This is a genomic window from Nonomuraea phyllanthi (assembly GCF_006334985.2).
GTDB lineage: Bacteria > Actinomycetota > Actinomycetes > Streptosporangiales > Streptosporangiaceae > Nonomuraea > Nonomuraea phyllanthi.
In genome coordinates this window covers 16,133-40,569 of sequence record NZ_VDLX02000021.1, presented here as the reverse complement: position 1 = coordinate 40,569, position 24,437 = coordinate 16,133, and the positions used below count along the sequence as shown (strand labels likewise).

14 protein-coding genes and 2 pseudogenes are annotated in these 24,437 nt (G+C 68.4%); 10 read left to right on the top strand and 6 right to left on the bottom strand.

Annotated features, from left to right (window positions below):
* Positions 1-26 precede the first annotated feature (26 nt).
* Positions 27-423: pseudogene (locus FH608_RS54760) on the bottom strand (transposase); the annotation flags it as partial.
* Positions 413-931 carry a hypothetical protein gene (locus FH608_RS51950; protein ID WP_193318918.1) on the bottom strand — a complete coding sequence of 173 codons (519 nt, stop codon included), beginning with the start codon at positions 929-931 and terminating at the stop codon, positions 413-415. The gene FH608_RS51950 and the pseudogene FH608_RS54760, both read right to left, overlap by 11 nt.
* Before the next feature lie 278 nt (positions 932-1,209).
* Here FH608_RS51950 and FH608_RS40515 point away from each other — a divergent pair, with 278 nt between their 5' ends.
* From FH608_RS40515 to FH608_RS40475, 9 genes are all read left to right on the top strand, one after another.
* Positions 1,210-2,385, top strand: coding sequence for an NAD(P)-binding protein (locus FH608_RS40515; protein ID WP_139635734.1), 1,176 nt, complete (start codon positions 1,210-1,212; stop codon positions 2,383-2,385).
* Between the two features lie 978 nt (positions 2,386-3,363).
* The gene (locus FH608_RS40510; RefSeq protein ID WP_139635733.1) at positions 3,364-4,362 is read left to right on the top strand and encodes an asparaginase; all 999 of its coding nucleotides are present in this window, start codon (positions 3,364-3,366) and stop codon (positions 4,360-4,362) included.
* 11 nt (positions 4,363-4,373) lie between these two features.
* Positions 4,374-4,898 carry a (2Fe-2S)-binding protein gene (locus FH608_RS40505; RefSeq protein WP_139635732.1) on the top strand — a complete coding sequence of 175 codons (525 nt, stop codon included), beginning with the start codon at positions 4,374-4,376 and terminating at the stop codon, positions 4,896-4,898.
* Positions 4,895-5,758 (top strand): FAD binding domain-containing protein, encoded by an 864-nt coding sequence (locus FH608_RS40500; RefSeq protein ID WP_139635731.1) that lies wholly within the window; start codon positions 4,895-4,897, stop codon positions 5,756-5,758. Before FH608_RS40505 ends, FH608_RS40500 begins: the two co-directional genes overlap by 4 nt.
* Positions 5,755-7,983 (top strand): xanthine dehydrogenase family protein molybdopterin-binding subunit, encoded by a 2,229-nt coding sequence (locus tag FH608_RS40495; RefSeq protein ID WP_139635730.1) that lies wholly within the window; start codon positions 5,755-5,757, stop codon positions 7,981-7,983. Before FH608_RS40500 ends, FH608_RS40495 begins: the two co-directional genes overlap by 4 nt.
* Before the next feature lie 47 nt (positions 7,984-8,030).
* Complete coding sequence (locus FH608_RS40490) at positions 8,031-8,960, top strand: MBL fold metallo-hydrolase (RefSeq protein WP_226900338.1); 930 nt, start codon at positions 8,031-8,033, stop codon at positions 8,958-8,960.
* A gap of 6 nt (positions 8,961-8,966) precedes the next feature.
* On the top strand, positions 8,967-9,632 hold the full coding sequence (locus FH608_RS40485) for an SRPBCC family protein (RefSeq protein WP_139635728.1): 666 nt from the start codon (positions 8,967-8,969) through the stop codon (positions 9,630-9,632).
* Positions 9,633-9,664: 32 nt separating this feature from the next.
* Positions 9,665-10,759, top strand: a complete 1,095-nt coding sequence (locus FH608_RS40480; RefSeq protein WP_139635727.1) for a mandelate racemase/muconate lactonizing enzyme family protein — start codon at positions 9,665-9,667, stop codon at positions 10,757-10,759.
* The gene (locus FH608_RS40475; protein WP_139635726.1) at positions 10,759-12,111 is read left to right on the top strand and encodes a dihydroorotase; all 1,353 of its coding nucleotides are present in this window, start codon (positions 10,759-10,761) and stop codon (positions 12,109-12,111) included. Before FH608_RS40480 ends, FH608_RS40475 begins: the two co-directional genes overlap by 1 nt.
* Before the next feature lie 439 nt (positions 12,112-12,550).
* Here the strand turns inward: FH608_RS40475 and FH608_RS40470 are convergent, their stop codons facing one another.
* On the bottom strand, positions 12,551-12,820 hold the full coding sequence (locus FH608_RS40470; protein ID WP_139635725.1) for a transposase: 270 nt from the start codon (positions 12,818-12,820) through the stop codon (positions 12,551-12,553).
* Between the two features lie 65 nt (positions 12,821-12,885).
* On the opposite strand from FH608_RS40470, the pseudogene FH608_RS53305 reads away from it, so the two are divergent.
* Positions 12,886-13,147, top strand: a pseudogene (locus FH608_RS53305) (IS1380 family transposase); the annotation flags it as partial.
* Positions 13,148-13,215: 68 nt separating this feature from the next.
* On the opposite strand, the gene FH608_RS40460 reads toward FH608_RS53305, so the two are convergent.
* The 3 genes from FH608_RS40460 to FH608_RS40450 are packed head-to-tail and all read right to left on the bottom strand — an operon-like array spanning position 13,216 to position 24,379.
* Positions 13,216-13,605, bottom strand: a complete 390-nt coding sequence (locus FH608_RS40460) for a hypothetical protein (protein ID WP_139635723.1) — start codon at positions 13,603-13,605, stop codon at positions 13,216-13,218.
* Entirely contained in the window at positions 13,602-20,399 is a 6,798-nt protein-coding gene (locus FH608_RS40455) for a polymorphic toxin-type HINT domain-containing protein (RefSeq protein ID WP_139635722.1), read from the bottom strand. Before FH608_RS40455 ends, FH608_RS40460 begins: the two co-directional genes overlap by 4 nt.
* Positions 20,396-24,379, bottom strand: a complete 3,984-nt coding sequence (locus FH608_RS40450) for a LamG-like jellyroll fold domain-containing protein (RefSeq protein ID WP_226900337.1) — start codon at positions 24,377-24,379, stop codon at positions 20,396-20,398. The genes FH608_RS40455 and FH608_RS40450 overlap by 4 nt, the downstream gene beginning before the upstream one ends.
* Positions 24,380-24,437: the final 58 nt, after the last annotated feature.

The window sequence follows — 24,437 nt, the reverse complement described above, 5'->3', positions numbered from 1 at the left end:
GGTCTTGCAGGGTGCGCGGGCCAGGTTTGCCAGTAGGCGGCCTTGACCTCGGCTTGGTCGCCGGCGCTGACCTTCGCGAGCACGTTTCTGGCGCGGTGAACGAGACACCTTTGGCGCGGTGAGGAGGGGAAGACCTGTTCGGCGGCGCTGATCAGGCCGGGCGCGCCGTCGGAGATGATCAGCAGCGGCGGTTCGAGGCCACGGGTGGTCAGGTCGGACAGGAGGTCGTACCAGGCGTCGGTGGATTAGGCCGCTGCGGCGGAGGGGCCGGCGAAGACGGGCTTGCCGGCGGTGGTTATGCCGCAGGCGGCCAGGATCGGCTCGGCGGCTGCCGTCGTGCATTCAGAAATGGTGTGCGTCCAGGAACAGGTAGTCCAGCTCGAGGTGTGTCAGGTCGCGGCGGCACCAGGCGTCATACTCGGCGCCCCACCACCTCGGCCCCGGCTGCGTGGTGATCGACGCCCATATTCGGATGCGCCGGTCGACGACCCGGCCTATGTCGGGACGGCGCCCGTACCGTCGCCTCGACGACGTCGGACGCCCGGTGGACGCGCATCACCGTGCGGGCGGCCGGTGCGTACAGTGCATATTCCTCAGAGCGGCGCACCATCAGGTCCAGGAAACTCGGCGTTGCGTAGCGCATGCCGTTGGCCCCTGGGCAGCGGGCGTCGGCGATTTGCCGGAGCAACGGGCGCGCCCGCTTTCGCCCCCCTCCTCCGCGCACGCCCCCGATCACGTCGTGCAGGAATGTCAGCCCCTTCTCAGGCTCCTCCGTCGCGAGCTGCCCGAGTCCCGCGACGGCCCGCCATAACGGGTGGGACCGCGCGCCTTCGGGCAGCCTGGCGGTGCGGGCGGTGATCCTGGGCAGTACCGGGTAGTCGCTGGCCAGCCGGCGGCCGCTGCCGCGCTCTTCAGCACGCAGGGATACCAAGAAACGAGCATGCGCCAGATCGCGCCGCGCACGCGGGCGTCGGCCTCGCGCTCGTGCGGCGGTTCTTCGGCGGGAAGGAAGAGCTGTTCAGAGCGCATGCGGGGGAGCACGTCCCCGGGACCTGCTCGGTATGCGGCCGGGCTCGACGTGATGGTGGGGGCCGAACGCCACGAGGTGGCGGCGTGTGTCGCCCCTGCTGTGCAGCCTTGCCTCACCGGTCGTGGGCCCGGTCATCTGTCAGATTCCGCCGGCGGCTCGGCATCCTAGCGTGAGGCGGCGTGACGAAGAAGAAGATCAATGTGATCGGTGGCGGGCTCGCAGGGCTTACGGCGGCCATCACCTGCGCGGAAGCGGGCGCGGAAGTCACGCTGCACGAGGCGCACCACACGCTGGGTGGCCGGGCTCGTGCCACGGCCCCACCGTACGTCGCCCATGAGGGTGCCCACGTCTTCTATTCTGACGGTCCCCACTGGACCTGGATGGTTGAGCGCGGGCTGACCGGCCCGCTCGGCCGGCCCTCCGCCAGTGACGCGACCAGGATCGGCTTCCTGCTTGACGGGCGCCTGCGCCGCCTGCCGCCCGCAGGTTTCCTGCGCATGATGCTCATGGGCAGGAACAGGAAGGCGCCCGTGGACGAGGACTTCTTCACATGGGCGACAGCCTTGTACGGCGAGCGCATCGCCAGGGTGGCGGCCAACGCCATCAGCGTTGTCACCTTCGACTCCGACACCGGGCGGCTCTCGGCTGCCTTCGTGTGGGACCTGCTGCGCCGCGTGTTCGCCCCCGGCCCTCCTGCGGTTCGCTGGGCGATCGGGGGATGGCAGGCGGTCATCGAGCGCATGATCACCCGCGCCCGCGACCTGGGCGTGCGCATCGAGCTCGGCTCCCGGATCAACGCGTTGCCTGACGGGCCCACGATCGTGGCGACCGAGCTGGCGTCGGCTCGCATCCTGCTCGGCGACGACTCCTTGCGCTGGGAGAGCGGCGACTGCGTCATGTTCGACCTGGCAGTACGTAGTAATCCCCGTGACCGGTTCATCTGCTGGGACCTGGACGCCGGCGGGTTTCACGAGAGCTACTCCATGCAGGACCCCACGATCGCGCCTTCAGGGGAGACGCTGTTCCAGATCGACATCCCCGTCCGCGAGGGTGAGGGCAAGTCGGCAGCGCGGGAGCGGGTCAAGGCGTTCGCGGACCGGACCGTACCCGGCTGGCGGCAGCGGGTGACCTGGCAGCGCCTCGGGTCGGCCAAGGGCAGGACGGGCGCGCTCGACCTGCCAGGGCTGACTTGGCGCGACCGGCCCGCCATCGACAGGGGCGACGGCGTGTTCTTGGCCGGCGACATGGTGGCCGCGCCCGGCATGCGCGGCGAGATCTCGGTCAACAGCGCGATCCGCGCCGCTGAGGGAGCGCTGGCCGCCTGGCGCATGGAGACCCCGAATATGCTCGGCTGAATGCTGAAGGCAGCACCTCATGCCTCTCGTTTCACTCCCTGCCGAAGTTCTCGACCGAAGCGGCAGCGAAGCCGAAATCGCGACGGTGGCCATCAGCACGTCCTGACGCTGGTCGCGTGGCAGGGGTCGCTGGTCACCTTATGGATTCCACTCGCGCCAGGCCCTTCCTGTAAGGCCTACGACGGTGACAAATTCGCTTCTCTCGCGGTCGCCGTAGTGGTGTTCGATCGAACGAACTCTGGCCTGCTTGCCGGTCTGGCGCAGGCGTCAGCGTATCTGCCCGCCCTTTTCGCCGGCCCCCTGCTTGGCGCCTTGGCCGACCGGTTGCCTCGTCGGGCGCTGCTCATCGGTTGCGATGTCGCCCGTCGGGCCAGAAGCGGATCGCCCGGGAATCTTGGGGGCCACGATCCCTGCGAACTTGTGAATGACGTGGTGGATTCCTCGCCCGACAGAGGACTGCCGCATACGCCTTCGGCGTGATCTCGGCACGGAATGAGCGAAGCCTCGCCTTGGTGCATCAGGAAACCCCATTGCATGGTTTCCGGCATCACGTCCACGACGCCGCGCCGACCGCTGCGAAGGTCGATTTCCCGCGCTGCGCGAAAAGGTCGCGGTCGGCCGGCAGCTCACGCGGCGAGCGAACGGTGAAGCGCCCACCAGCCGGGCACGAAGCCATCACCTCGACGCCTTCAGGCTCTCCGAGAGGTGTCCGACGCCTCCCAAAGATCGCTGAGGGCCGGCGAGAAGGCGGGCGCAGGGCGCGTGAAGGGCGCCATGGCGAGCCGGCCCTACCGACGATCTGTCCGGAGCAACCGGCCGACGCCGCGAGACCCCTCGACATCTGGGCTCTGACCAGCTGATACGGGGCGACCACCAGGGGTACACGACCCGAGTGCCCTCCTCGTCGAGGAACACCACTCTTCCCATTTATGTATCTATATACGTAAGATGATGACTAAGGAGCCTCTGGGAGGAACTATGACCGGGAGTGATCGGCGCATCCGAGTGGTGGCACTGGGCGGCACCATCGCCATGGCGCCCAGGAACGAGCTGGGAGGTGTCGCCCCCGCGCTTGACGCGGACGAACTTGTGGCGGCCGTTCCTGACGTGCCGAAGCTGGGCCGCATCGAAACCGACGCCTTTGCGCAGGTGCCTGGCGCACACCTGCGGCTCGTCGACCTGGTCAGACTGAGCCGCAGGATCGAGGAGGCGTTCAAGGACGGTGTCGACGGAGTCGTCGTGACTCAGGGCACCGACACGATCGAGGAGAGCGGGATGGCCCTCGATCTGCTCCTCAACACCGACCGACCCGTGGTCGTGACCGGCGCGATGCGGCACCCCACCCAGTCCGGTGCCGACGGCCCCGCCAACCTCCGCAACGCGATCCTCGTCGCAGCCAGCGAGAAGGCCCGCGGCCTGGGAGTGCTCGTGACGATGAACGACGAGATCCATGCAGCGAGGTTCGTCCGCAAGGCGCACGCCAGTCGTCCCTCCGCCTTCACCTCGGCGAGTGCCGGAGCGCTGGGCTGGACGGCCGAAGACCGGGTCAGGATCCCGCTGCGGCCGGTCGGCCGGGTCTTCGTGGACCTTCCGGACGTGGAAGAGCTTGCCGCGGTGGCGCTGGCCTCCGTGGCGCTCGGCGATGACGGGCGGCTGCTGCGCCTGCTGCCGGACCTCGGTTACCAGGGCGTTGTCGTGGCGGGGTTCGGCGTGGGTCACGTACCCGCACGGATGATCGAGGACCTGACCGCGGTCGCGTACCAGGTGCCGGTCGTCCTGGCCTCGCGCACGGGAGCGGGGGAGACGTTCTCGGACACCTACGGCTTTCCCGGCTCGGAACGGGACCTGCTGGCCAGGGGTGTCATCCCGGCAGGGGCGCTCGCACCACCCCAGGCCCGTGTCCTGCTGTCGCTGGCACTGAGCGCAGGCTGGCCTGCCGCACGCATCGCCGAAGCGTTCGACGTGCTTTCGGGTTGAGGGAGGGATACATGCCACACGTTGATCAACACTTGAGTGGCGATTGGCTCGAAGCCGACGAGAGTGTACGGATCCGACTGGTCGCCAATGACCAGGAACTGCCGGTCGAAGCGCCGCCACGGTGCACTCTGGCCGATGCACTTCGGGACAACGGGCTCAAAGGCACCCGGCTCGGCTGCGAGCAGGGCTCGTGCGGTGCTTGCACGGTTCTGCTCGACGGCCGGCCCGTCAGGTCCTGCCTGATGCTGGCCGTGCAGGCCGAAGGTGGCAGGCTCGAGACCGTCGAAGGGCTCGCGGCGGGTGGGGAACTGCACGCGTTGCAGCGCGCCTTCCACGATCACGGCGCGCTGCAGTGCGGGTTCTGCACCTCGGGGTTTCTCATGCTGGCAGCGGGGCTGCTGCGCGAGGAACCGGATGCCGGCCGCGAGCGGATCCGTGAGGTGCTGTCGGCCAACCTGTGCCGTTGCACCGGAGGCGGGCCCATCCTGCAGGCCGTCCTCGCCGCACAGCGAGAGCTGCGAGGTGGGCGCGGATGAAACCGCCTCCCTTCGCCTACCGTCGGGCCTCCTCACTGGAGGAGGCGTTGCGACTGGCTGCAGAGGCCGGCGAGGATGCCAAGTTCATTGCCGGAGGGCAGAGCCTGATGCCGCTGCTGGCCTTGCGCCTGTCGCGGCCGAGTCATCTCGTGGACATCAACCGGCTGCAGGAGCTCGGCGGCGTGCACCAGGAGAACGGCGCCCTCCGGGTAGGCGCTCTCGTCCGTCACGCGACGCTGGAACGCTCCCCGGATCTGGACGGTCCCTGGCAGGCGCTGCGCGAAGCCGCTGCGCTCATTGGCCACTATCCCATCCGGCTGCGCGGAACGTTCGGCGGAAGTCTCGCGCACGCGGACCCGGCGGCGGAGCTTCCTGTGGTGAGCACCGCGCTGCAGGCGACCTTCATCGCGCGATCAGCGTCGGGTGAACGGGAGATTCCGGTCTCCGAGTTCTTCGCCGGGCCGCTCATGACGGTACTCGAACCAGGTGAGTTGGTGGTGGAAGCCCGTTTCCCGGCTCCGAGCCCGGGGACGCGCAGCGTCTTCGAAGAGTTTAGCCCGCGAGCCGGAGACTTCGCCTTCGCCGCCGCGGCCGTCGTTCTGGCCGCCGATGACGGTGGCCGGGTGCGGAACGCCCATATCGCGCTCGGGGGAGTGGCCGCGATCCCTGTCCGCGCGCATGAAGCGGAAGCTGCGCTCGAGGGCGAGGTCCTTACCGGCAGCGCGGCGCAGGAAGCCGCGCGACTTGCCGCTGCGGGCTGTGACCCGTCAGGCGACGCGCACGCGAGTGGCGCCTACCGCAAGGAACTGGTCGCCACGCTCGTCGGGCGAGCCTTGTCGCGGCTGAGGGAGGAACGATGACATCCGGATATATCGGCGTCAGTGTTGAAAGGGACGATCTGGCCTTTCTGGACGGGACGGCCTGCTATGTCGCCGATGTCGACCGAGAAGGCCAGCTTTACGCCAGGGTCGTCCGCAGCCCCGTCGCGCACGCCCGCATCCTGGACATCGACGTGGCCGAGGCGCTGGCGCAGCCAGGCGTCGTCGCGGTGATCACGGCCGCCGACATACCGGAGACCCGCATCCCGATCCGCCTTCCCATGGCGGAGACACCGTACACGCACCTGTTCCTGCAACCGCCGCTTGCCCGAGAAGTGGTGCGCTACGTCGGAGAGCCGGTCGCGGTCGTCGTGGCGAGTGATCCCTACCTGGCCGAGGATGCCGCCGAGCTGGTCGACGTCGACTTCGACGAACTGGACGTGGTGAGCGACATCCTGTCCGCCACCACGCAGGGAACGCCGCTCGTGCACGCCGAGGCAGGGACGAACATCGTCGCGACCGTTCCACTGGGTTACGGGGATGTGGAGGCGGCCTTCGCTCGTGCCGACGTCGTGATCAGGGACCGCTTGCGGATGCATCGACACACCGCCGTCCCGATGGAGACACGCGGCCTGCTGGCCGAGATGGACCACGGGACCGGTGTGCTCACGCTCTGGGGTGCGGCCAAGGTCAAGCACTTCACCCGCAGCGCGCTCAGCAGCATGCTCGGCATCGAGCGGCACCGTATCCGCCTTGTGGAGAACCACGTCGGCGGAGGATTCGGCGTACGCGGCGAGCCGTACCCGGAGGACTTCCTCGTGGCCTTCCTTGCGCTGCGGCTCGGCCGTCCCATCAAGTGGATCGAGGACCGCGCTGAGCACTTCGTCGCCACCAACCATGCCCGCGAACAAGAGCACGACCTGGAGATCGCGGCCACGGCCGACGGGCGGCTGTTGGCCTTCCGCGACCGCGCCTGGTGCGACCAGGGGGCCTACGTACGCTCGCAGGGCATCCTGCCCGCGCTGCTGCCCGCCCTGCACCTGCCCGGGCCGTACCGGTGGGAGGCCTTCTCCGTCGAGACCCGGGGCGTTCTCACCAACCGGACGCCCGTCGGCACCTACCGCGGGCCGGGCATGACCGAGGCCACATTCGTCCGTGAGCGCATGCTCGACAAGCTCGCTGCCGAGCTCCGGCTCGACCCCGCAGAGCTGCGGCGTCGCAACTTGATTAGACCGGGGGAGCTGCCTTTCAGCTTCGAGCCGGCACCCATCACCTACGAAAGCGGCGACTTCCCGGCCGGATTCGAGCACCTGCTCGACGAGGTCGGCTACGACGACCTGTGCAAGCAAAGGCAGGTCCGAAGGGCGAGCGGGGAGCACGTCGGCATCGGATTCGCCGCGTACACCGAGATCGGCGCCATCGGGCCGTTCGAGGAGGCCAGAATCGTGCCCCGTTCTGACGGACGGTTCGTCGTCCACGTCGGGGTGGCCTCCCTCGGCCAGGGTGTGGAGACCGTGCTTGGCCAGATCGCCGCAGAGAAACTCGGTGTGCCGATGGATGCCGTATCCATAGATCATCACGACACCGAGAAGCTCGCCGACGGTTTCGGCGCGTTCGCCAGCCGGTCGACGACTCTGGCGGGCAACGCCGTCGCGCTGGCAGCAGAGGACCTGCGTGCCAAGGCCGCTGCCAGGTTGGACGTGCCCGCCGGAGAGATCCGATTCGTCCAGGGGCAGGTCAGGGAGCCGTCCGGTCGCACGATCCCGCTGGCCGAGGTGGGGGAGGGACGCGGTCGCTTCGACAAGCCCCATCCCACTTTCTCCTTCGGCGCCGCGCTCTCCCTTGTCTCCATCGACCGCGAGACCGGACTCGTGAAGGTACTGCGCCATGCGGTGCTGCACGACGTCGGCCGCGCCGTCAACCCCGAACTGCTGCGCCGCCAACTCGCCGGTGCAGCCTCTCAGGGCATCGGCGCGGCACTGCTTGAGGAGCTCCTCTACGACGAATACGGCCAGCCACAGTCGACCATCATGGCCGACTACCGGATGCCCACCGTCGAAGAACTGCCCGACATCGAGGTCATCGTGGAGGAACGCCCCAACACCGCCAACCCGCTGGGGGTCAAGGGCGGTGGGGAGTCAGGCATGGTCGGCACCCCCGCCGCGATCGCCAACGCCGTTGCGGATGCGCTCGGCGTGGAAGGCGCCCGTGTGTGGCGGCTTCCACTCACGCCCGACCGCGTTCGAGAAATGCTTCGTCACCACTGATCAAGGAGATATCTGTGTACTGCTGGCCCGCACCTGTCGTGCCCGAGATGACCGAGCGCCAGAAGGGCTTCTTCGCGCCCAACCTGAGCCCCGTAGGGCTCGAGCTGATCCCCACCGAGCTGGCCAAGGGAGTCTACGGACTGATGGCCAATCGGCTGCCCAAGGACAACAACGGCCTGATCATCGGTAGCAAGGCCGCTTTGGTCGTGGACGCCGGCATCACGCCGGGCGTCGGCAAGTACCTCCAGGAGGTCGTCAAGAAGATCACCGACAAGCCGGTCCGGTATCTCGCGAACACCACCTTTCATGGTGATCACACCTTCGGCAACGTCGCCTTCCCCGACGACGTGGCGATCGTCTCGTCTCGGCTCAACAAGGCGTCGATGACCGATCTCGAGAAGGAGAAGGAGCTGCGTGGCGAGAGCATGTACGGCGACCCCGGCATGGAGGAAGTCGTCACCTGGCGCGAGCCCGACATCGTCTTCGACCGGTTCTGCGAGATCGATCTCGGAGGGCGGGTCGTGCACCTGTGGCACTTCGGCACCGGCAACGGCTCGGGCGACACGCTGGTGCACGTTCCGGATGCGCGCGTGGTGTGGGCCGGCAACTTCCTCCGGCACGCGGGCATGCCGCCGATGTTGCTCGCTGGAGATCCCATCGGCTACAGCCGCTCGATCCGCGCGATGAAGGCCACTTTGGAACTCGACCGGTTCGTCCCCGGCCACGGTCCGCTCAGCGACGCCGAGCCGTCCGTGAGCTGGATGCTGTCTTACCTCGAGAACATGGCCGCCAGCGTTGACCGCTACCGCTCCGAGGGGATGGATCTCGACACCATGATGGACACGATCGAGCTCAAGGACCCTCTGACGCTTCCCTCGGAGATCCCCGGCGCCGATCGCTTCCCCGCGTTGATGGATTCGCTGCACCGGCTGAATGTCCTGCTCGCCTACAGGTACCTTGCGGCAACAGGCCGGTGAACGATCATGCACATCGAGAACAGCTTCACCGTCCCCCTGACCTTGGACCAGGCATGGATCACGCTGCTCGACATCAGGCGGGTGGCCGAGTGCATGCCGGGCGCCGTGCTCGACTCTGCCGACGGTGACATTTTCGCCGGGCGGGTCAAGGTCAAGGTGGGGCCCGTGAGCCTCACCTACAAGGGACAGGCTGAGATCACCCAGCGCGACGAGGCGAAGCACGTGGCCATGCTGGTCGCCAAGGGACGCGATGCCCGGGGCAACGGCACAGCCGGAGCCAACGTCACCATGCGGCTCGCCGATGATGGTGGGCGTACCAGAGTGGACCTGCTCACCGAGCTCGATATCACCGGACGTCCTGCGCAGATGGGACGCGGCGTCATGACCGAGGTGAGCAACAGGCTCATCAACCAGTTCGCCGATGCCCTCGCGGGCAAGCTCGCGGCCGAGCAGACAGCCGGGGCCACCGTCGCGCCCAATCCGGATGCTCTCTCGGCGCCCGCTTCGGAGCCCGCCGCATCCGTCCCCCGCCACGCCGCTCCCATGCGAACCACCCCGCCCTCGCCGGCCGCAGCGGAGATCAACGTGCTCAGCCTGGCGGGCCGGTCCATCGTCCGTCGCATGTGGACGGGTTTCGTCCGCCTGTTGGGCCGCCTGCTGGGCCACCGTTGACCGGCACCGCCATCGTCCCAGACAGGAGGATCATGCCAACCGGCACCCGCATCACCGAAGTCCAGACGGACTTCCTGTCGATCCCGCTGGATCGGCCCCTCGTCACCGCGGCCTTCCCCATCCCCGCAATCGACACCGCGCTTGTGCGCGTCCGCACCGGCGACGGCCACACCGGCGTGGCCTGGAGTTTCGCTTTCGGACGGGGGAAGGTCGCGGCACTGGTCAGATTGATCGACGATCTCGGCGACCTCGTGGTCGGCGCCGACGCGTCGGCCACGGAACAGCTCTGGACGCGCATGTCCAAGGCGGTCGGCTTCGTCGGCCGGCACGGCCTCGCCGCGCTGGCCATGTCCGCCATCGACACCGCCTGCTGGGACGTCAAAGCCCAGGCGGCAGAGCTGCCGGTGCACCGGCTGCTCGGTGGCTTCCGCGACAGCGTCGAGGTCTACGCCAGTCAGGGACTGTGGCTGGACAGATCCCGCGACGAACTCGCCAAGGAAGCCCGCGACCTGGTCGACCAGGGCTTCCGCGCGGTCAAGATGCGTGCGGGGCTGCCTGATGAGGACGAGGACGTGGCCCGCGTCGCCCTCGTTCGTGACGCCATCGGCCCCGACGTCAAATTGATGGTCGACGCCAACCAGGCGTGGGACCTCAAGCAGACGGTGCGCATGGCCAGGCGGCTGGCATCCCACGACCTGTACTGGCTGGAGGAGCCGATGCCGTACACCCAGGTTGAGGCGTACGCCGAGGCCCGCCAAGCGCTCGACATGCCGCTGTGCACGGGCGAGTCCAACTACCTGAAGGGTGACCTGCTGGCCCTGGCAGAGCGGCGAGGTGCCGACTACATCATGCCCGACCTCATGCGCATGGGCGGGATGACCGAACTGGTGAAGGCAGCCCACCTGTGCGAGAGCTTCGAGTTGCCGGTGACACCGCACCTGTTCATGGAGCACTGCCTGCACCTCGCGGCCGGGCTGCCGAACGTCGTCTGGCAGGAGTACCAACCCTGGTGGCAGCCCATCATGGCGGAGCCCCTTCAAGTGATCGACGGCCGTGTGGAACTCGGTGACAAGCCCGGTTTCGGCATCACACTGTCGGACGAGGCCGTGGAGAGGTTTCGTCTCTGATGGCTGATATCGATCTCCTCATCACCGGCGCCACCGTGGTGAGCTCCCAGGGCCGCCGACCGGCCCACGTCGCCGTGCGCGATGGACGCGTTCTGACGCTGGACGGAGCGGACCTTTCAGCGGCTCGTACGATCGACGCCACCGGGCTGCTCCTGTTGCCCGGCGGGGTCGACACACACGTGCACCTCATGGATCCGGGCAGCACCGACAGGGAGGATTTCCCGAGCGGGACCCGAGCCGCCGCGGTGTCCGGGGTCACCACGATCATCGAGCACTCACACGGCAGGCCGGTGCGTACGGTGGCTGATCTGCAAGAAAAGGCGGCCTACCTTCGGGGACGGTCGAATGTGGACTTCGCGCTGGCGGCGCACGCCTGGCCGGGCGACACCGCCGCGGTCGCCGCGCTCCGGCAGGCCGGAGCCGCCTTCTTCAAGGTGTTCACCTGCACGACCCACGGCATCCCTGGCCACGACGCCGCCGCCCTGCACGCCCACCTGCGGGCATCGGCCGAGGCAGGTGCCGTCAGCCTCATCCACGCCGAGGACGAGTCGCTCACCGCCGCCGCTGAAACGCTGCTGCGCTCGGCCGAACGCCACGACCCCGGCGTCATCCCCGCATGGCGCAACCGCGACGCCGAAGTAGTCGCCGCGGCGGTGACCGCGCTGCTGGTCAGACGGACCGGCGCCCAGGCCGTGGTCGCGCACGTGAGCCATCCCGAGGTCGCCCGGTACATCGCTGCGGAACGCGGCAGGGGAGCGCGCCTGCACGCCGAGACCTGCCCGCAGTACCTGCTGCTGCGAGAGGACGAGGTGCACGCGCACGGAGCATTCCGTAAATTCACGCCGCCCGCGCGAGCCAGGCATGAGGCAGACGAAGCCGCGTTGTGGGAGTTGCTGCGCGACGGCGGGCTCACCCACATCTCCTCCGACCACGCTCCATCCACGGCGGCGCAGAAGACCTCCGGCGACATCTGGGACGTTCACTTCGGACTGCCCGGGCTGGACAGCACCATGGCGGTGCTTCTGAGCGCCGCAGCGCGCGGAATGATCGCCTACGAGGACATCGCCAGGCTCTACAGCGAGACCCCGGCGCGCATCTACGGCCTGTGGCCGCGGAAGGGGCGCATCGCCCCGGGCGCGGACGCCGACCTTGTGCTCGTCGATCCCACGGCGAGATGGACGCTGCGCAATGCCGATGTGTTCTCCAAAGCGGGCTGGACGCCGTACGACGGCAAGGAGATGACGGGACGCGCTGTCGCCACGTATTCGCGAGGTCGACTGATCAGTGAGCACGGCAAGCCGGCCGACGAGCGCACGGGTCAGATCATCGCTCCTGGCGGCCCGGCCGCCTGACGGCCGGCCGACCAGGCAATGCTCCGGCCGGGCGTCAAGGAGGGCGCGCCCGGCCGGATCCATTCTGCGCTTCGGCCCTGACCAGGGCCGAAGCGCAGACCATGCAGCAGCATCTGAGATGAATGGGACCGCTGCGCCCCTATTTATGGCGAAGACCAGCACACGAGTCGGCGCGTGCATGCCAGGGAAACGTTGTGATCGCCCTGGGTTCGGTGGAGATTGTGGTGCGCCCCGGGTTGGGTAGAGGTGGGGTGCTGGATCTGCTCCAGGCGGGGCATAAGGTCACCGACCTGGCGCAGGTCTTCACGACGCCACTTCCCGGCCGACATCGGCCGATCCCTCCATTCGTCATAGCCCGATCTCGAAACCCGATAGACGGTACATCATGGGGAGGCGAAGCTAGCCTCCTCTGCGTGGATCAGCGAGAACTTCTCGCCGGCTACTGCTCCCTCGCAAAGAAGGCGCATTTTTTCAAGAAGGTGTTCTCCTGCTCAAGTTCCGCGATCCGGCGTTCCATCTCGCGCTCCCTGGCATCCCGAGCCGGCTTTGTGTTCCCCGATCGGCGGCGCTTCTCCTTGGTTACCCAGTTCCGCACGGTCTCCCGCGATACACCGAAATCCTTGGCAGCTTGCCTGATCGTCGACTGCTCGTCCAAGACGGCCTTGACGACCTCCTCCTTGAACTTCTCTGAATAATTCTTCCCCGCCACGAACCCTTCTTTCCAGACCGGTCAGCACCCTACTTGGCACCGTGTCCGGAAGATCAGGGGCACCTCACAACGCCGACCGCCAACCGTGGCCCGGTGCCGGGGTTGCCGAGCTCACCGGCCTGCTGGACATGTCCGGCTGGCCCAAAGGGCATGCGCGTCATCGTCCATGAGGAACGCCAGCACCCCGATGCCCAGCCGCGCTGCACCGATCTTGACGGGCACCGCTTCAACTGCTCCGTCACCGGCACCCCTGGTGGCCAGTTCGCCGACCTGGAACTGCGCCACCGCCGCGCCCGCGCCGAAGACCGCAGCCGCGCGGCCAAGGACGCTTGGTGTGTAGGCGTCTCCGACGTCCGCATCAAAGCTGACCGCAAGAGACGCACTCACATCCGCGCTCAGACCGTCACGTACCACAGGTCGGTGGCCGAGAATGCGTCCGAGTCCAACCGTGCCACCGCTGCCTCGCCGAACGCGGCCGCCAGCGCCGTCTCCGGGCACGACAGCGCCGGCTCGTCCAGATCGCCCACCGCCACGGCGACGACCTCGGCGGGCAGCGCCGCACCCGCCAGGCGGTCGGGCGTGGCCAGCAGCAGCGGCAGCCGTATCGACACCAGCGCCGTCACCTCATCGTCGTCGAGCGCGCGGACCCATGACTCGCCCGCCCTTTCATCCCAGTCCACCGACCCGCTGGGGGCCAGCAGGGCGGCGGTGCTCAGCGCCGCCCCCGGCCCCCAGGCGGCGGCCTTCGACACGGCGCTCAGCACCTGGTCGCCGATGTCGGTCACCGTGGGCTGCCCGGTGAGCCGTGGATGAACCCGTTCTTGTTCCGGTAGACGTTGACCCAGGTCGTCGGGGTGCCGTCACCGAGGTAGCCGATCACGCCGTTGGAGACCGGTACCTTCGCCTTGGGGCCGACCCACAGCCCGAAGCGGTCGGCGTAGGCAGCCGCGTCCAGCACCGCCTTGCCAGAGTTGACGTGGAAGCCGAACTGGCTCTTGCCCGGTGTGCCGTTGATGTGGGGATCCATGCCGGTGGAGTCCAGGGTGTACCTCCCGTTGGTGAGCCGCCCGTGCCGGTCGACCGAGATGGACGGCGCTGAGAAGATGTCGCACCGGTCCGAGTTGTGCACCAGGACCGGCTGATCCCCTGCCTCCACATAGTAGGTGTGGAGGTCGCCGACTGTCAGGTTGTGCATGTAGCGGGCGCCGTCGAAGACACGTACAGCGGCGATCTTCACCTGGTCGCCGCCCGGGGCCTGGAGGGACTCTCCTGCGTGTAGGTCGGCGGCGTCGACCCACTTCTTCGAGGTGGCGTTCCAGAACGGGTGGTGCTGGGTGGTGCGGATCGTGAGGGCTTTTCCGCCGGCGGTCCTGATGGTGACGTCGGCCAGTTCGGTGTCGCGGTTGCGGTGCAGTGCCGTGACCTTTTCGGCACTTGTCTCGCCCGTCTCGGGATCGGTGGCGAGGACCTTGTCGCCGACCTCGATGTCCTCGATTTCCTCGCGGGTGCCGTCGGCCATCAAGACGGGGGTGTCGGGGGCGAAGCTGTTGACGCATTTCGTCGCCGATCTTGCACCCGTGGCCTTCTTGCCGCCTTTAAGGACCTTAAGCCTTTTGGCCAGCTTGCCCCAGGGGGCAATGGAAACGAGGGTCGCTGCGCAGCTTTTCCCCTTCCCGGTCTTGCAACTCGCGATGTCATCCACCGGCCAGATCGCCTTTACAATCCCCTTCAACAGGGAGTGGTTGTGGTCTTGCTGAGGCTGGGGCATCTCGTTCCATCGCATGTGCAGGACTTGACTGCAGAAGCTGGAGCCGCCTAGCCCTCCGTCCCGCTCTGACGTCGCGCACTGCCTACGGGCCCATAGCCGCTGGTTGGCCCATTCCGGAGTTTCCTCCTTATAAAGATGAGGGGCCATGGAAACGAGTTCCGTATTGGTGGGTATACGGACGCCTTCGATGACGGTCGCGTCCTGGACGCTGACCTGATCGACGTGCGGCTTTTGGCCGCCGGGAACATAGCCGCTCTGGTTGGCGATCGTGGTGGCGGTTGAGCGCGCCGCGCTCGCCGCGCCCTTGACCGCGCGATCGAACCACGATCCGAAGTCGAACAGCAGGCCGGTGGGGTCGCTGAAGGTGATCGGGTTGTTACCGGAGTAGGCGTATCCCTGATATTGCTGCGGGTTCTGGACGTCCAGGATCGGGTCGACGCTGATGAAGCGGCCGGTGGAGGGGTCGTACTCGCGGGCCCCCAGGTGGGTCAGCCCCGTGGTCTGGGTGTCGTCGATGCCGCCGACGAACCCTCTGGTGCCCGGCCAGCCGTTGATCTGCGGGCCTCGAGGACCGCCGAAGGGCAGCATCCGGCGCTGGCTGAGCTTCTGGGTGGCGGAGTCGAGCGCGATCTGGCCCGTGCCAAGGTGGTCGGCGATGGTGAAGGTGATCGCGCCGTTGTCGCTCTGGACGGCCTGGTGGCCGCCGCCCAGGTCCAGGTAGCGGGTGGCTTTGGGGGTGGTGGAGTTCTTGGCCAGAACCACCTCCGTGCCACCCAGGTAGAGGGTGGTGCCGGTGGGGGTGCGGCCGATCAGGCGGCTGCCGTCGGCGTCGTAGAGGTACTCCGTGACCGTGTCGCCTTCGGCCACCTTGGCCAGGTGGCCCTCCGCGTCCCATTCCAGGACCTGGCCGGGCCGGCTGGTGGTGTTGCCAGCGGCGTCGTAGTCGTAGGTGTCGGTGGTGGTGCCGGACGGCCCTTCGGCGGTGACCGAGGTCAGGGCGTGCGGACGGTCGCCTCCAGCGGCTGGGTAGGTGTAGGTGCGGGTGATGTCCTTGGCGGCGTCGCCTGACGGGTGGTGCTGGGTTTCGGTGTGGCGGTTGCCCACCTTGTCGTAGGTGTAGGAGTGCCAGTAGGCGGCCGGCCCCGTCAACGCGGCACCCGAAGGGGTGCCGGCGCAGGTGGCCGGGGTCCACGCCTCCGTGAGGCGGCGCAGGTAGTCGTAGGCGAAACACTGGGTGTCGGTGCCGTCGCGGGAGACGTCCGCCACCGCCAGGATGTTGCCGGCCTCGTCGTATCGGTAGGTGGCGCTCCTGTCGGTGCCGGGCACGTCCTCGGTGTCCACGCTGCTGACCGCGAGCCGCTGGGTGCCCCACTCGTAGCTGTATCCGACGGTGGTGGTCTTCCCTCCGGAGCGGGACATCACGATCTCGCTCGGGTCGCCCGTATGGAAGTAACCGGTGGTGGCCGTCACGCCCAACCCGTTGACGACCGCCGGCCACAGCGTCTTGTCCTGATAGGCGAAGGCCACGGTGGCCGCCGGAAGCGCCCCGGCTGCCGGAAGCCCGAGGCCCTTGACCATGCCGGCGTCCTCGTAGGAGGTCTTGAAGGTGTACGTGCCTTTCAAGGCGCCCTCGGCGTCGGGGATGACCACGCTGGAGGAGGTCACCCGGTACAGCCGGTCATAGGTGTTCACCTCCTGCACGTAGGCATGTCCGCCCACGTGCCGGATGGACTTGGCCAGTTGCCCCTTGGCCCCGGGGATCGTGTCGTACTCCCACGAGGCCAGCACCGTGCCCGACTTGTCGCGCAGCTGGGTCTTGCGCCCGAGCCCGTCATAGACGTACTGGAGGACGGCCTTGCGAGCGTCCTGGGTCGAGGTGAGCTGTCCTCTGTCGTCGTAGGTGCTGATGCTGCGGCCTTTGTCGGGGTCCTGAGACACCACCTGGCGGCCCAGGAGGTCGTATTCGTAGATCCAGTCGTTCCCGTCCGGATCAGTGATCTTCTTCAGCTTCCCGGCCGGGTTGTAGGCGTAGGTGGTGATATCGGCGGCCGAGGCGGCGCTGCGCTGGTGATGCTGGTGGAGCGCCACGGTCCGGCCGCGGGCGTCGGTGACCGTCGTGGTGGCGGTGGCGCCGGCCGGGGGGATGACCGTCACCCGGTCACCGCCGTAGATCGTGGTGGTGGTGCTCACCGTTTTGCCGCCGGTGCTGTTGCCCGCGACGAGTGCGGTCCTGGTCTCCCGGCCCAGGCCGTCGTAGCTGTGGTGGGTCTGCGTCTCGACGCTGAGCGCGTCGTCGGGCTGGAACAGCCCGGTTCGAGGGAGGCCGGTGGTGAAGTAGGAGGTGAACTCGATCGCCTCGAGACCCCGCTCGTTGTAGAAGGTGTCGGTGATCAGGCGGCCGCCGTCCGGACCCGGTTCCTGCACCTGCCGCGGCCGTAGCAGCCCGTCGTACAGGGTGTACGACGTCTGCGTGGTGCCGTTGAGCCCGGTCGAGGTGGAACCGACGGCGACCGCGTCATTTTCCGTGATCCGGTAGCTGAACGCGTAGGTGGGGGTCTGCCCGGTGAGCCGGTCGGGCAGCCAGACCTTGGTGAGCCGCCCGAGGGCGTCGTAGGCCAGGTTGGTGACCTTGCCGTTGGTGTCGGTCGTCGTCAGCACCTGCCCGCGCGTGACGTCGTGGGTGGTGGTGGCCGTCTGCGCGGTCGCCGGGTCACCGGGTTCGGCCGGCGGGCCGGTCACCTTCGTCGTGGTGACGAACCCCGTCGCCGGGGTGCGCGTCGTGGTGGTGGTCCGGCCGTCGGTGCGGGCGGTCCTGGTGATCGCCCCATTCGCGGCGATCTTGACGGTCGCGGTCAGGTCGGTGCTGGTCAGCACCCTGCCGTAGTCGTCGTAGGTCGACCCGGACTCCAGATACACCGCCGTGGTGTCCTGATACTCCTTCAGCGTGGCCGTCGCGGTCGCCGCCCCTGCCGTCGGGGCCGCGCCGTACGTGCCGCCGTCATAGGCGGTCCGCACATCGGTGATCACGTCGCCTGGCCGCTCGGGTGCGGCGGCACATGTCCTGGCCGCGACCTCCACCCGTGAGGGCAGCGTGAGGTTCTTGCCGAGGGCGTCGGTGGCGTAGGTGGTGCGGGTGCATTTGTCGTCCGCGGCCGTCGCGTCGTCGCCGAGGTCGTCGATGGCGACGATCCGGCCCGCTACGGTCTCATAGGTGTTCTTGACGGTGGTGGTGCGCCATCTGGCTCCCGTCCCGTCGTCCAGTGAGGTCCACGTCCTGCTCTGGGCGGCGCCGGTAAGGTTCGCGGTGATCGTCCCCCATGGCCGCGTCCGTGTCGCGGTCTGGTGCCGCCATGGCCTGGTCACCGACTTGGACAGCACCTTGCCGCCCGGACCGGAGAATTGGACGGTCTTGTAGGTGGCCCCGGCCAGCGCTTCGTGGTCGACGATCGGCTGTCCCTCACCCTCGCTCAGCGACACGCTGACGTCCTTGGTGGCGTCGCCTTCGGGTGCGGCCTTGTCGCCGTGCATGCCGCGCAGGAAGTAGGTGTCGGTCTGCGACGCCGTGGTGAGCACGCGTACGTGCTGGTAGCCGCGCCACTGCGACCAGGTCTTGCGCTTCTCCTCGGTCAGCCCGTTGTCGTCGTCGTAGTGCCAGGCCGCGTCGCCGAGGTATTCGTACCTGAGCACCTGGTCCGGTGCGCCGCCGGTGCGGTCGGTCGTGGTGACGGAGGTCACCACGTACTTGTTGAACCACTGCTGGGTGGGAGGGTCGGTGATGCTGCCGCCGTAGAACTGCGGGAAGCATCGGGTGGTGTTGGTGTGCGGGGTCGGCAGCTTGTCCCAGGCGCACGCCGGGGCCGAGTACTGCGCGTCGATCTGGCCGCCGTACTCGTCGGCCACCGACGACAGCCGGCTCTTGATGAACGGCGGGTACCCGTCGCCGGTCTTGTCCAGCCTGTTGGCCAGCTGGGTGTACGCCAGCGTGACCTTGGGCATGGTGATCGCCGTGCTCCCGGTGTGGCCGGTCCGCTGGATCGAATCGAGCAGCAACTGGTAGTCGACGTCCGCCTGGCCCCACCGGTGCGCCAGCTTGAACGAGTCGACCTTGCTGCCTCCGGCGTACGTCGTGATGGAGGTCAGCCGCTTGCGGGTGAAGAACGACGGCGACAAGCGTCCGTCGTCGCAGTCCTCGCCCTCGCCACAGTTCAGGTCCCAGGGGGTGTCGTACCAGTAGGCCGCGTCGGTCTCGATCGACGCGCACGTGGTCAACGAGTCCGGCAGGCACCGCTCGCCGCTGGTGAAGTCCACCTTGGCCAGGGCAGGCGTGGTGTACATCGCGTCTTCGTCCAGGCCGTACTCGATGCGGTCCAGAGTGCCGCCGCGCACGTAGCGGGTGTTGTCGGTGGCCTTCAGGTTGCGGCCGTAGGAGTTGGTCTCCTTGTCGTAGAAGTAGGCGATCGCGTTGCCGCGCGGGTCCACGACGTAGTCCAGGTTCCACCGCCACGCCTGCCGGCACCACGACTCGGTGAAGGTGTCGCCATGGCAGTCCTCACCGGTGTCGTCACCGAACACCGGTACCGTCCACACCGAATCGGTGGTCTCCTTGCCCGAACTCCATCCGGGCAGCCGGTTGTAGCCGAAGTAGTACTTCACCCCGTTGGGAGCGGTGATCAGCCAGTACTCGTCCTTCCTGGCCCCATTGCCCCGGACATCGCCGTTGTCGCCCTGGATCCGCTCGATCTTGCTGCCGTCGTCCGCCCGGAACTTCCAGGTGTTCTCCCCGGCCGGGACGAGCTCGCCGCCCTGGCCGTTGAACGAGACGAACGCGTTGTCGTACGCCCAGCACAGGTCGCCGGGCTTCATCCCGTCGGCGTTCTCCACGCCGTCGTCCGCGCACGACTTGTAACTGCGCTCGATGTAGCCGGGCCACAGGTCGAACCCGTCCCCGATCCAGGACGACTGATTGTTGGTGTTGGCGGTGCGGCCGTCCACCGCGCCGGAGGAGTAGCCCAGCTCCACGTCCGGCGCCAGTCCGCCCGGCACCTCGGGCACCGGGATGCCGTACGACCAGGCGAAGTCGCCGGTGTTCAGGTTGACCTGCCAGGTGGACGACGGTGACAGTGGCGTCGCCTTGTAGTCGCCCGAAGCGCCCGATGTCCCGGCCACTGCCGCCAGCACGGTGGGCGTGCCGCCGCGCAGCTTCACCTCGTCCACCGACAGGGTCCGCCGCTCGGCGTCGTTGACCGTCTTCAGCGGTGTCGCGGTACGGCATTCGGGCGCGTCGGGCGTGCTCAGCGCGCAGGCGGGCAGTTCGACCAGCGTCAACCTGGAGGCGTACGCGCCGCCGTACAGGCCGGCGAAATCCGAGTAGTCGAGACCGGCCCCCACCGCCCCCTCGGCTCCGGCCGTCGACCGCAGCGTGAACACCGGCCCGCCGGCGCCGGTCTTCAGCGCCGCCTTACGGGGAAGGACCGCGACCTCGACCTCGCCGACAGCGGCCGTACCCTTCATGGTGAGCGTCAGCGGCGTTCCCGGTGCGGCGGCCGCTGCCCTGGCTCCCGCCGCAGGCGGCGTGACCAGCGCCTTCTTCTCCTGCGGCCAGGCGCTTCGCGGCCGGTTCCGCGGTGTGGCCGGCTCCTTGGGCACCGGCCGCGGCTTGGCCCGTAACACCTTGCCCGCCACCGGCCTGTCCCGCTCGGCCTCGGCCGAACGTCGTTCGCCGGACGGCAGCGCGGCGCCCTGGATCAGGGACGTCACCACGACCACCGACATCGCCGCCGCGGCCCGTCTGAACAGTGAGGAGTGCTTCATCCGATTCCCCCGGGGACTTCGGTCGGCAGGCCCGGCATGCCGATGGACAGGTGAGCGATCTGCAGTTCGGTGAGCGCCCCGTGGAAGGCCCATACGTCGGACACCGCGCCGGGCCAGTGCTCCCCCCACGTGGACGAGCCGGTCCTGAACCGGCCGAGCTGCATGGGCTGGGCCGACCTGAACGTCATCACGTTCTCCTTCCAGGAGGCCAGGTCGGCGCAGCCCGAGCTGTCCTCCCCACCGTCGTCGGCGCAGGCGGCGTCCTGGAGATTGCCGTTCACGTAGAGCCTCAGCTCGTCGGCGAACGCGTCGTACACCAGGGCCACGTGGTTCCAGTCGGCAGGGCTGAAGAACTGCCCGTTGTCGACGCTGGTGAGGGTGGCGTCGGCGGTGTCCTTGCCGGCCGTGACGATGCGCCAGCGGCCCGGGTCCGTGGCCGGATCGGAACTGGGCACGTATCTCACCGCCAGGGCGCTCTGCTGCGTGCCGGGGACGCTGAGCAGCGTCACCTGCCGGTCGGGGACGGCCGCCGTCTGGGCCCACGCGCTGATCGTGAAACTGGCGCTGGTGTCCACGGGGCTCTTCGCGGTGACGGCGAAGTCGTCGACGCCGTCCAGCGTCACGCTGCCGTCGATCCCGCCCGGCCCCACCTGCGCTCCGCCGTTCAGGGTCATCGCATTGCCGGACGTCGAGTCGTCCCGCGTGACCGGCGGTGTGCCTTCCGCCTCGGTGAAGCGCCAGCGGGCGGCGACCACCGGCCGCTGCTTGAACAACTGCTTGACCTCATCGGCGGAGACCACCCGGTCGAACAGGCGGATGTCGTCGATCTGCCCGGGGAAGAAGTTGCCGGGGACGCCGTTGTACAGACCGGCGCCGACCTGGAACACACCGGCCGCGTACCACGGGGTATTCAGCGCGACCTGGCCCGCCTTCACGCCGTTCACGTACAGGGTCAGGGTGTTGGCCACCGTGTCGTGCACGCCGACCAGATGCGCCCACTCGCCCGCCTGCGGCAGGCCGCCCGCGGACTGCACGGCCAGGACCTGCCCGGCATCCGGCGTGTCGGACTCATGCTGGTTGAGCACCCACCGGTCCAGGTACGCGGAGTAGAACAGCTCCACTCCGCTGCGGTGCCGGCCCTGCTGGGTGAGCAGCACGGCCGAGTGACCGGGTTTCGTTTCCAGCCGTGCCCAGACCGACACGGCGAAGCTGCGGAAGGTGTTGATGTGCGGCGTGCCGACGACCGCGTAATCGTCCGTCCCGTCGAGCGACAGCGCCTTGCCGCTCACGCCCACGGCTCCGGCCGCCGCCCCGCCGCGGAAGACCGCGGGCATCACCTGGGCATGCCCGGCCACCTCGGTGGCACCGGCCGCTTCGTCGAGGCGGAAGACGGCGGTCGCCGGCCGGTTGCCGCTGGTCACCGGCTCCTTGGCGGAGAGACTGGCCACCTCGCCGTCCGCCAGGGCACGGTCGAAGATCTCCACCTGGTCGAGTGAACCGGGCAGGAAGTCCCTCGCCACGCCCTTGGTGGCGCCCGCCCCCAGCCGGATGCCACGAGCGGCGTTCCACCCGATGTCGTGCGGCACCGACCCGGCGAGGGTGCCGTCCACGTACAGCCGCAGCTGGTTGAGGGTCGCGTCGAAGGACCCCACCAGATGCGTCCACACACCCGTAGGGACTCCGCCGGCGGTGCTCGGCATCGCCCGCACCACGCTCGCGCCGGCCTTGTCGGCGGTGTAACTGGCGAACACCCAGCGGTTGTCCGTGTTGGAGTAGGCCAGCTCGTAGCCGGCGGTCTCGTTGCCGAGCTGCGCGGCGACCACGGCGGGGTGGTCAGGCAGCGTGTCCAGCTTCACCCAGGCCGAGACCGAGAAGCTCTGCGTGGTGTCCACCACGGACAGGTCGGTGGCGGCCTGGGCGTCGGTGCCGTTGAGGGCCAGCGCCGTGTCGATCACGCCCTCGGCGCCGAGAACGGTTCCGCCGGTGAGGGTGAGGGGGCGTGGGGGAGTGGAGCCCTGCGCCTGCGTCTGGCCGGCGTTCTCATCGAACTGCCAGGTGGCCCGTTCCGGCTGCCCCGCCTTGACGCGGAACCGGTAGCCGGTGGGCGCCGACGCGTTGCCCGCCGCATCGAAGGACTTCACGTACAGCGTGTTCACGCCCGCCCTCGGCGGCAGGAAGGTGATGGTCTTGGCCGCGCCGTTCGTCGTCGTGACCGCGTTGCTGGACGACGGGTCCACGTTGATGCCGTACCAGTACTTGGCCGTCTGGGTGTCGTTTCCGCCGATGACGAACGAGCCGTACTTGCCCACCCCGTCGTACCAGGGGTCGTTCGGATCCTCGGGGTTCTGCTCCGGGTAGTCGCCGGAGGAGATGGCCGGCGGCTTCGGTGCGTCGGTGTCGTAGCGGAAGTAGCAGGCGGTCGCGTCTCCCGCGTGGGACCACGGCGAATACTGCTCGCCGTCGTAGACGCGCACATACCAGCGGACCGCCTTGTCCTCCGGGATCGACGACGGCAGCCGGAGGGAGAAGTCCGACCCCGACCGCTTGGCGGTGGTGCGGGCCGGCTGCCACGTGCCGCCATCCCAGGCGGCCTGGAACTGCACCGACACGTTGTCGCCGTCGGGATCGGTGATGTTGTTGGCATAGATCATTCCCAGCGACCGCACCCACGGCGCGTCACCCGGCTGCTTGCAGACACCGCCGTACTGCATGGTCAGCTGCGACATCCGGGGCTGTACCGGCGCCCGGTTGTAGGAGACCCGCAAGTAGGCGTCGTCGGAGAAGCGCTTCCAGCTGTACCGGTCGTCCTCGTCCGCCGCGGGTGCCCGCAGACCGAACGTGATCGTGGCCCACCTGCCGTTGGCCGCCTGCTGCACCACCGCGTCCACGTCGAACTCGGCATCCCTGGCGGCGCAGCCTTCGTAGCCGTAGGCGAACTGCCTCGTCTTCAGGTGATCGATCCAGAATCCGGATGTGTTCTGGGTGTTCCAGGTCGTGGACTCGGAAATGCTCTTGGTGCGCCAGAGTTGCACGGACGCGGCGGTACACGAGGCCGACCACGTGTTGCGCACGACGAAGTCCGCGTCCAGCACCGTGGTGCCCGCGAACCTGGAGACGGGTATGCGGTAGAACAGTCGCTTCACGTCGTAGGGATTGCAGTACTCCCAGCCGCAATAACCCATGCCCGCGTCGGGCTTGCCGTTGAACTTCCACTGCGGACTGGACGCCCAGTGCTTCGAGGCCATCGTCCACGCGGTCGCCTTGGGCGTGTACCACTGCGGGTCGATGAACACCGGGTACACCGTGTCCGCTCCGGTAAGGAGGTCCGCGTCCGGCTTCAGCACCAGCCCGCGCCCGCCGTCCATCAGGTCGACGCCGACGCGAGCCTGATTCGTCCCCTCGTCGCCGGCTGCCCGGGCGTGTTTGGCGTCGGCGTCCTTTTTCGAGTCCCACATGACCGGAGGTGCGGCCTCGAAGATCGTGCCTCCCGCCGCACCGTCGACGGCCGCGAGCCCGCCGGCGTCGGTCTTCTTCACGCTGATGCCTGAGGTTCCCATCGTGAGCCTGAACTCGCCGGCTTGCCGGGCCGCATCGGGGGTCTTGACCACCAGCAACTGGGTGAACCCGTCCGCCTGCGCGCCCAGCCGGAGATCGACCCCGGGCAGCACGTCGGGGTAGACGGCGGTGGCCCCCTCCAGCCGAGGCTCGGGCAGCTTGCCCGGCCAGGACAGCGCCAGTTCCCGGCCGGCCCTGCTCATCCGGACCATCGGTGCGTCGCCGCCACCGGAGAAGCGCAGGCCGACTGTGGCCGCCTTCGGCGCCACCGTGCCGTCGTCGCTCGTGGCCAGCGTGGTGTCGATCGGACGCCACTGGCCGTCCACCCGCGCCCGCACCGGACGCAGATGCTCGCGGGCCTCCAGCGTGCCGTCGGGAGTGGCGAAGACCTCGCTGCTCTCCCCACGCAGTGAGGCGATCTCCACGAGCCGGCCGGTACGCTCAGCTCGCGCCAGCGCCTGCTCTTCTGTCTGTGCCTGCTCT

What these genes read in the sequence shown, in the direction of transcription:
- FH608_RS40510 (WP_139635733.1), top strand. Translation starts at nt 3,364, where the DNA reads ATGACCGGGAGTGATCGGCGCATCCGAGTGGTGGCACTGGGCGGCACC.
- FH608_RS40505 (WP_139635732.1), top strand. Translation starts at nt 4,374, where the DNA reads ATGCCACACGTTGATCAACACTTGAGTGGCGATTGGCTCGAAGCCGAC.
- FH608_RS40500 (WP_139635731.1), top strand. Translation starts at nt 4,895, where the DNA reads ATGAAACCGCCTCCCTTCGCCTACCGTCGGGCCTCCTCACTGGAGGAG.
- FH608_RS40495 (WP_139635730.1), top strand. Translation starts at nt 5,755, where the DNA reads ATGACATCCGGATATATCGGCGTCAGTGTTGAAAGGGACGATCTGGCC.
- FH608_RS40490 (WP_226900338.1), top strand. Translation starts at nt 8,031, where the DNA reads ATGACCGAGCGCCAGAAGGGCTTCTTCGCGCCCAACCTGAGCCCCGTA.
- FH608_RS40485 (WP_139635728.1), top strand. Translation starts at nt 8,967, where the DNA reads ATGCACATCGAGAACAGCTTCACCGTCCCCCTGACCTTGGACCAGGCA.
- FH608_RS40480 (WP_139635727.1), top strand. Translation starts at nt 9,665, where the DNA reads ATGCCAACCGGCACCCGCATCACCGAAGTCCAGACGGACTTCCTGTCG.
- FH608_RS40475 (WP_139635726.1), top strand. Translation starts at nt 10,759, where the DNA reads ATGGCTGATATCGATCTCCTCATCACCGGCGCCACCGTGGTGAGCTCC.
- FH608_RS40455 (WP_139635722.1), bottom strand. Translation starts at nt 20,399, where the DNA reads ATGAAGCACTCCTCACTGTTCAGACGGGCCGCGGCGGCGATGTCGGTG.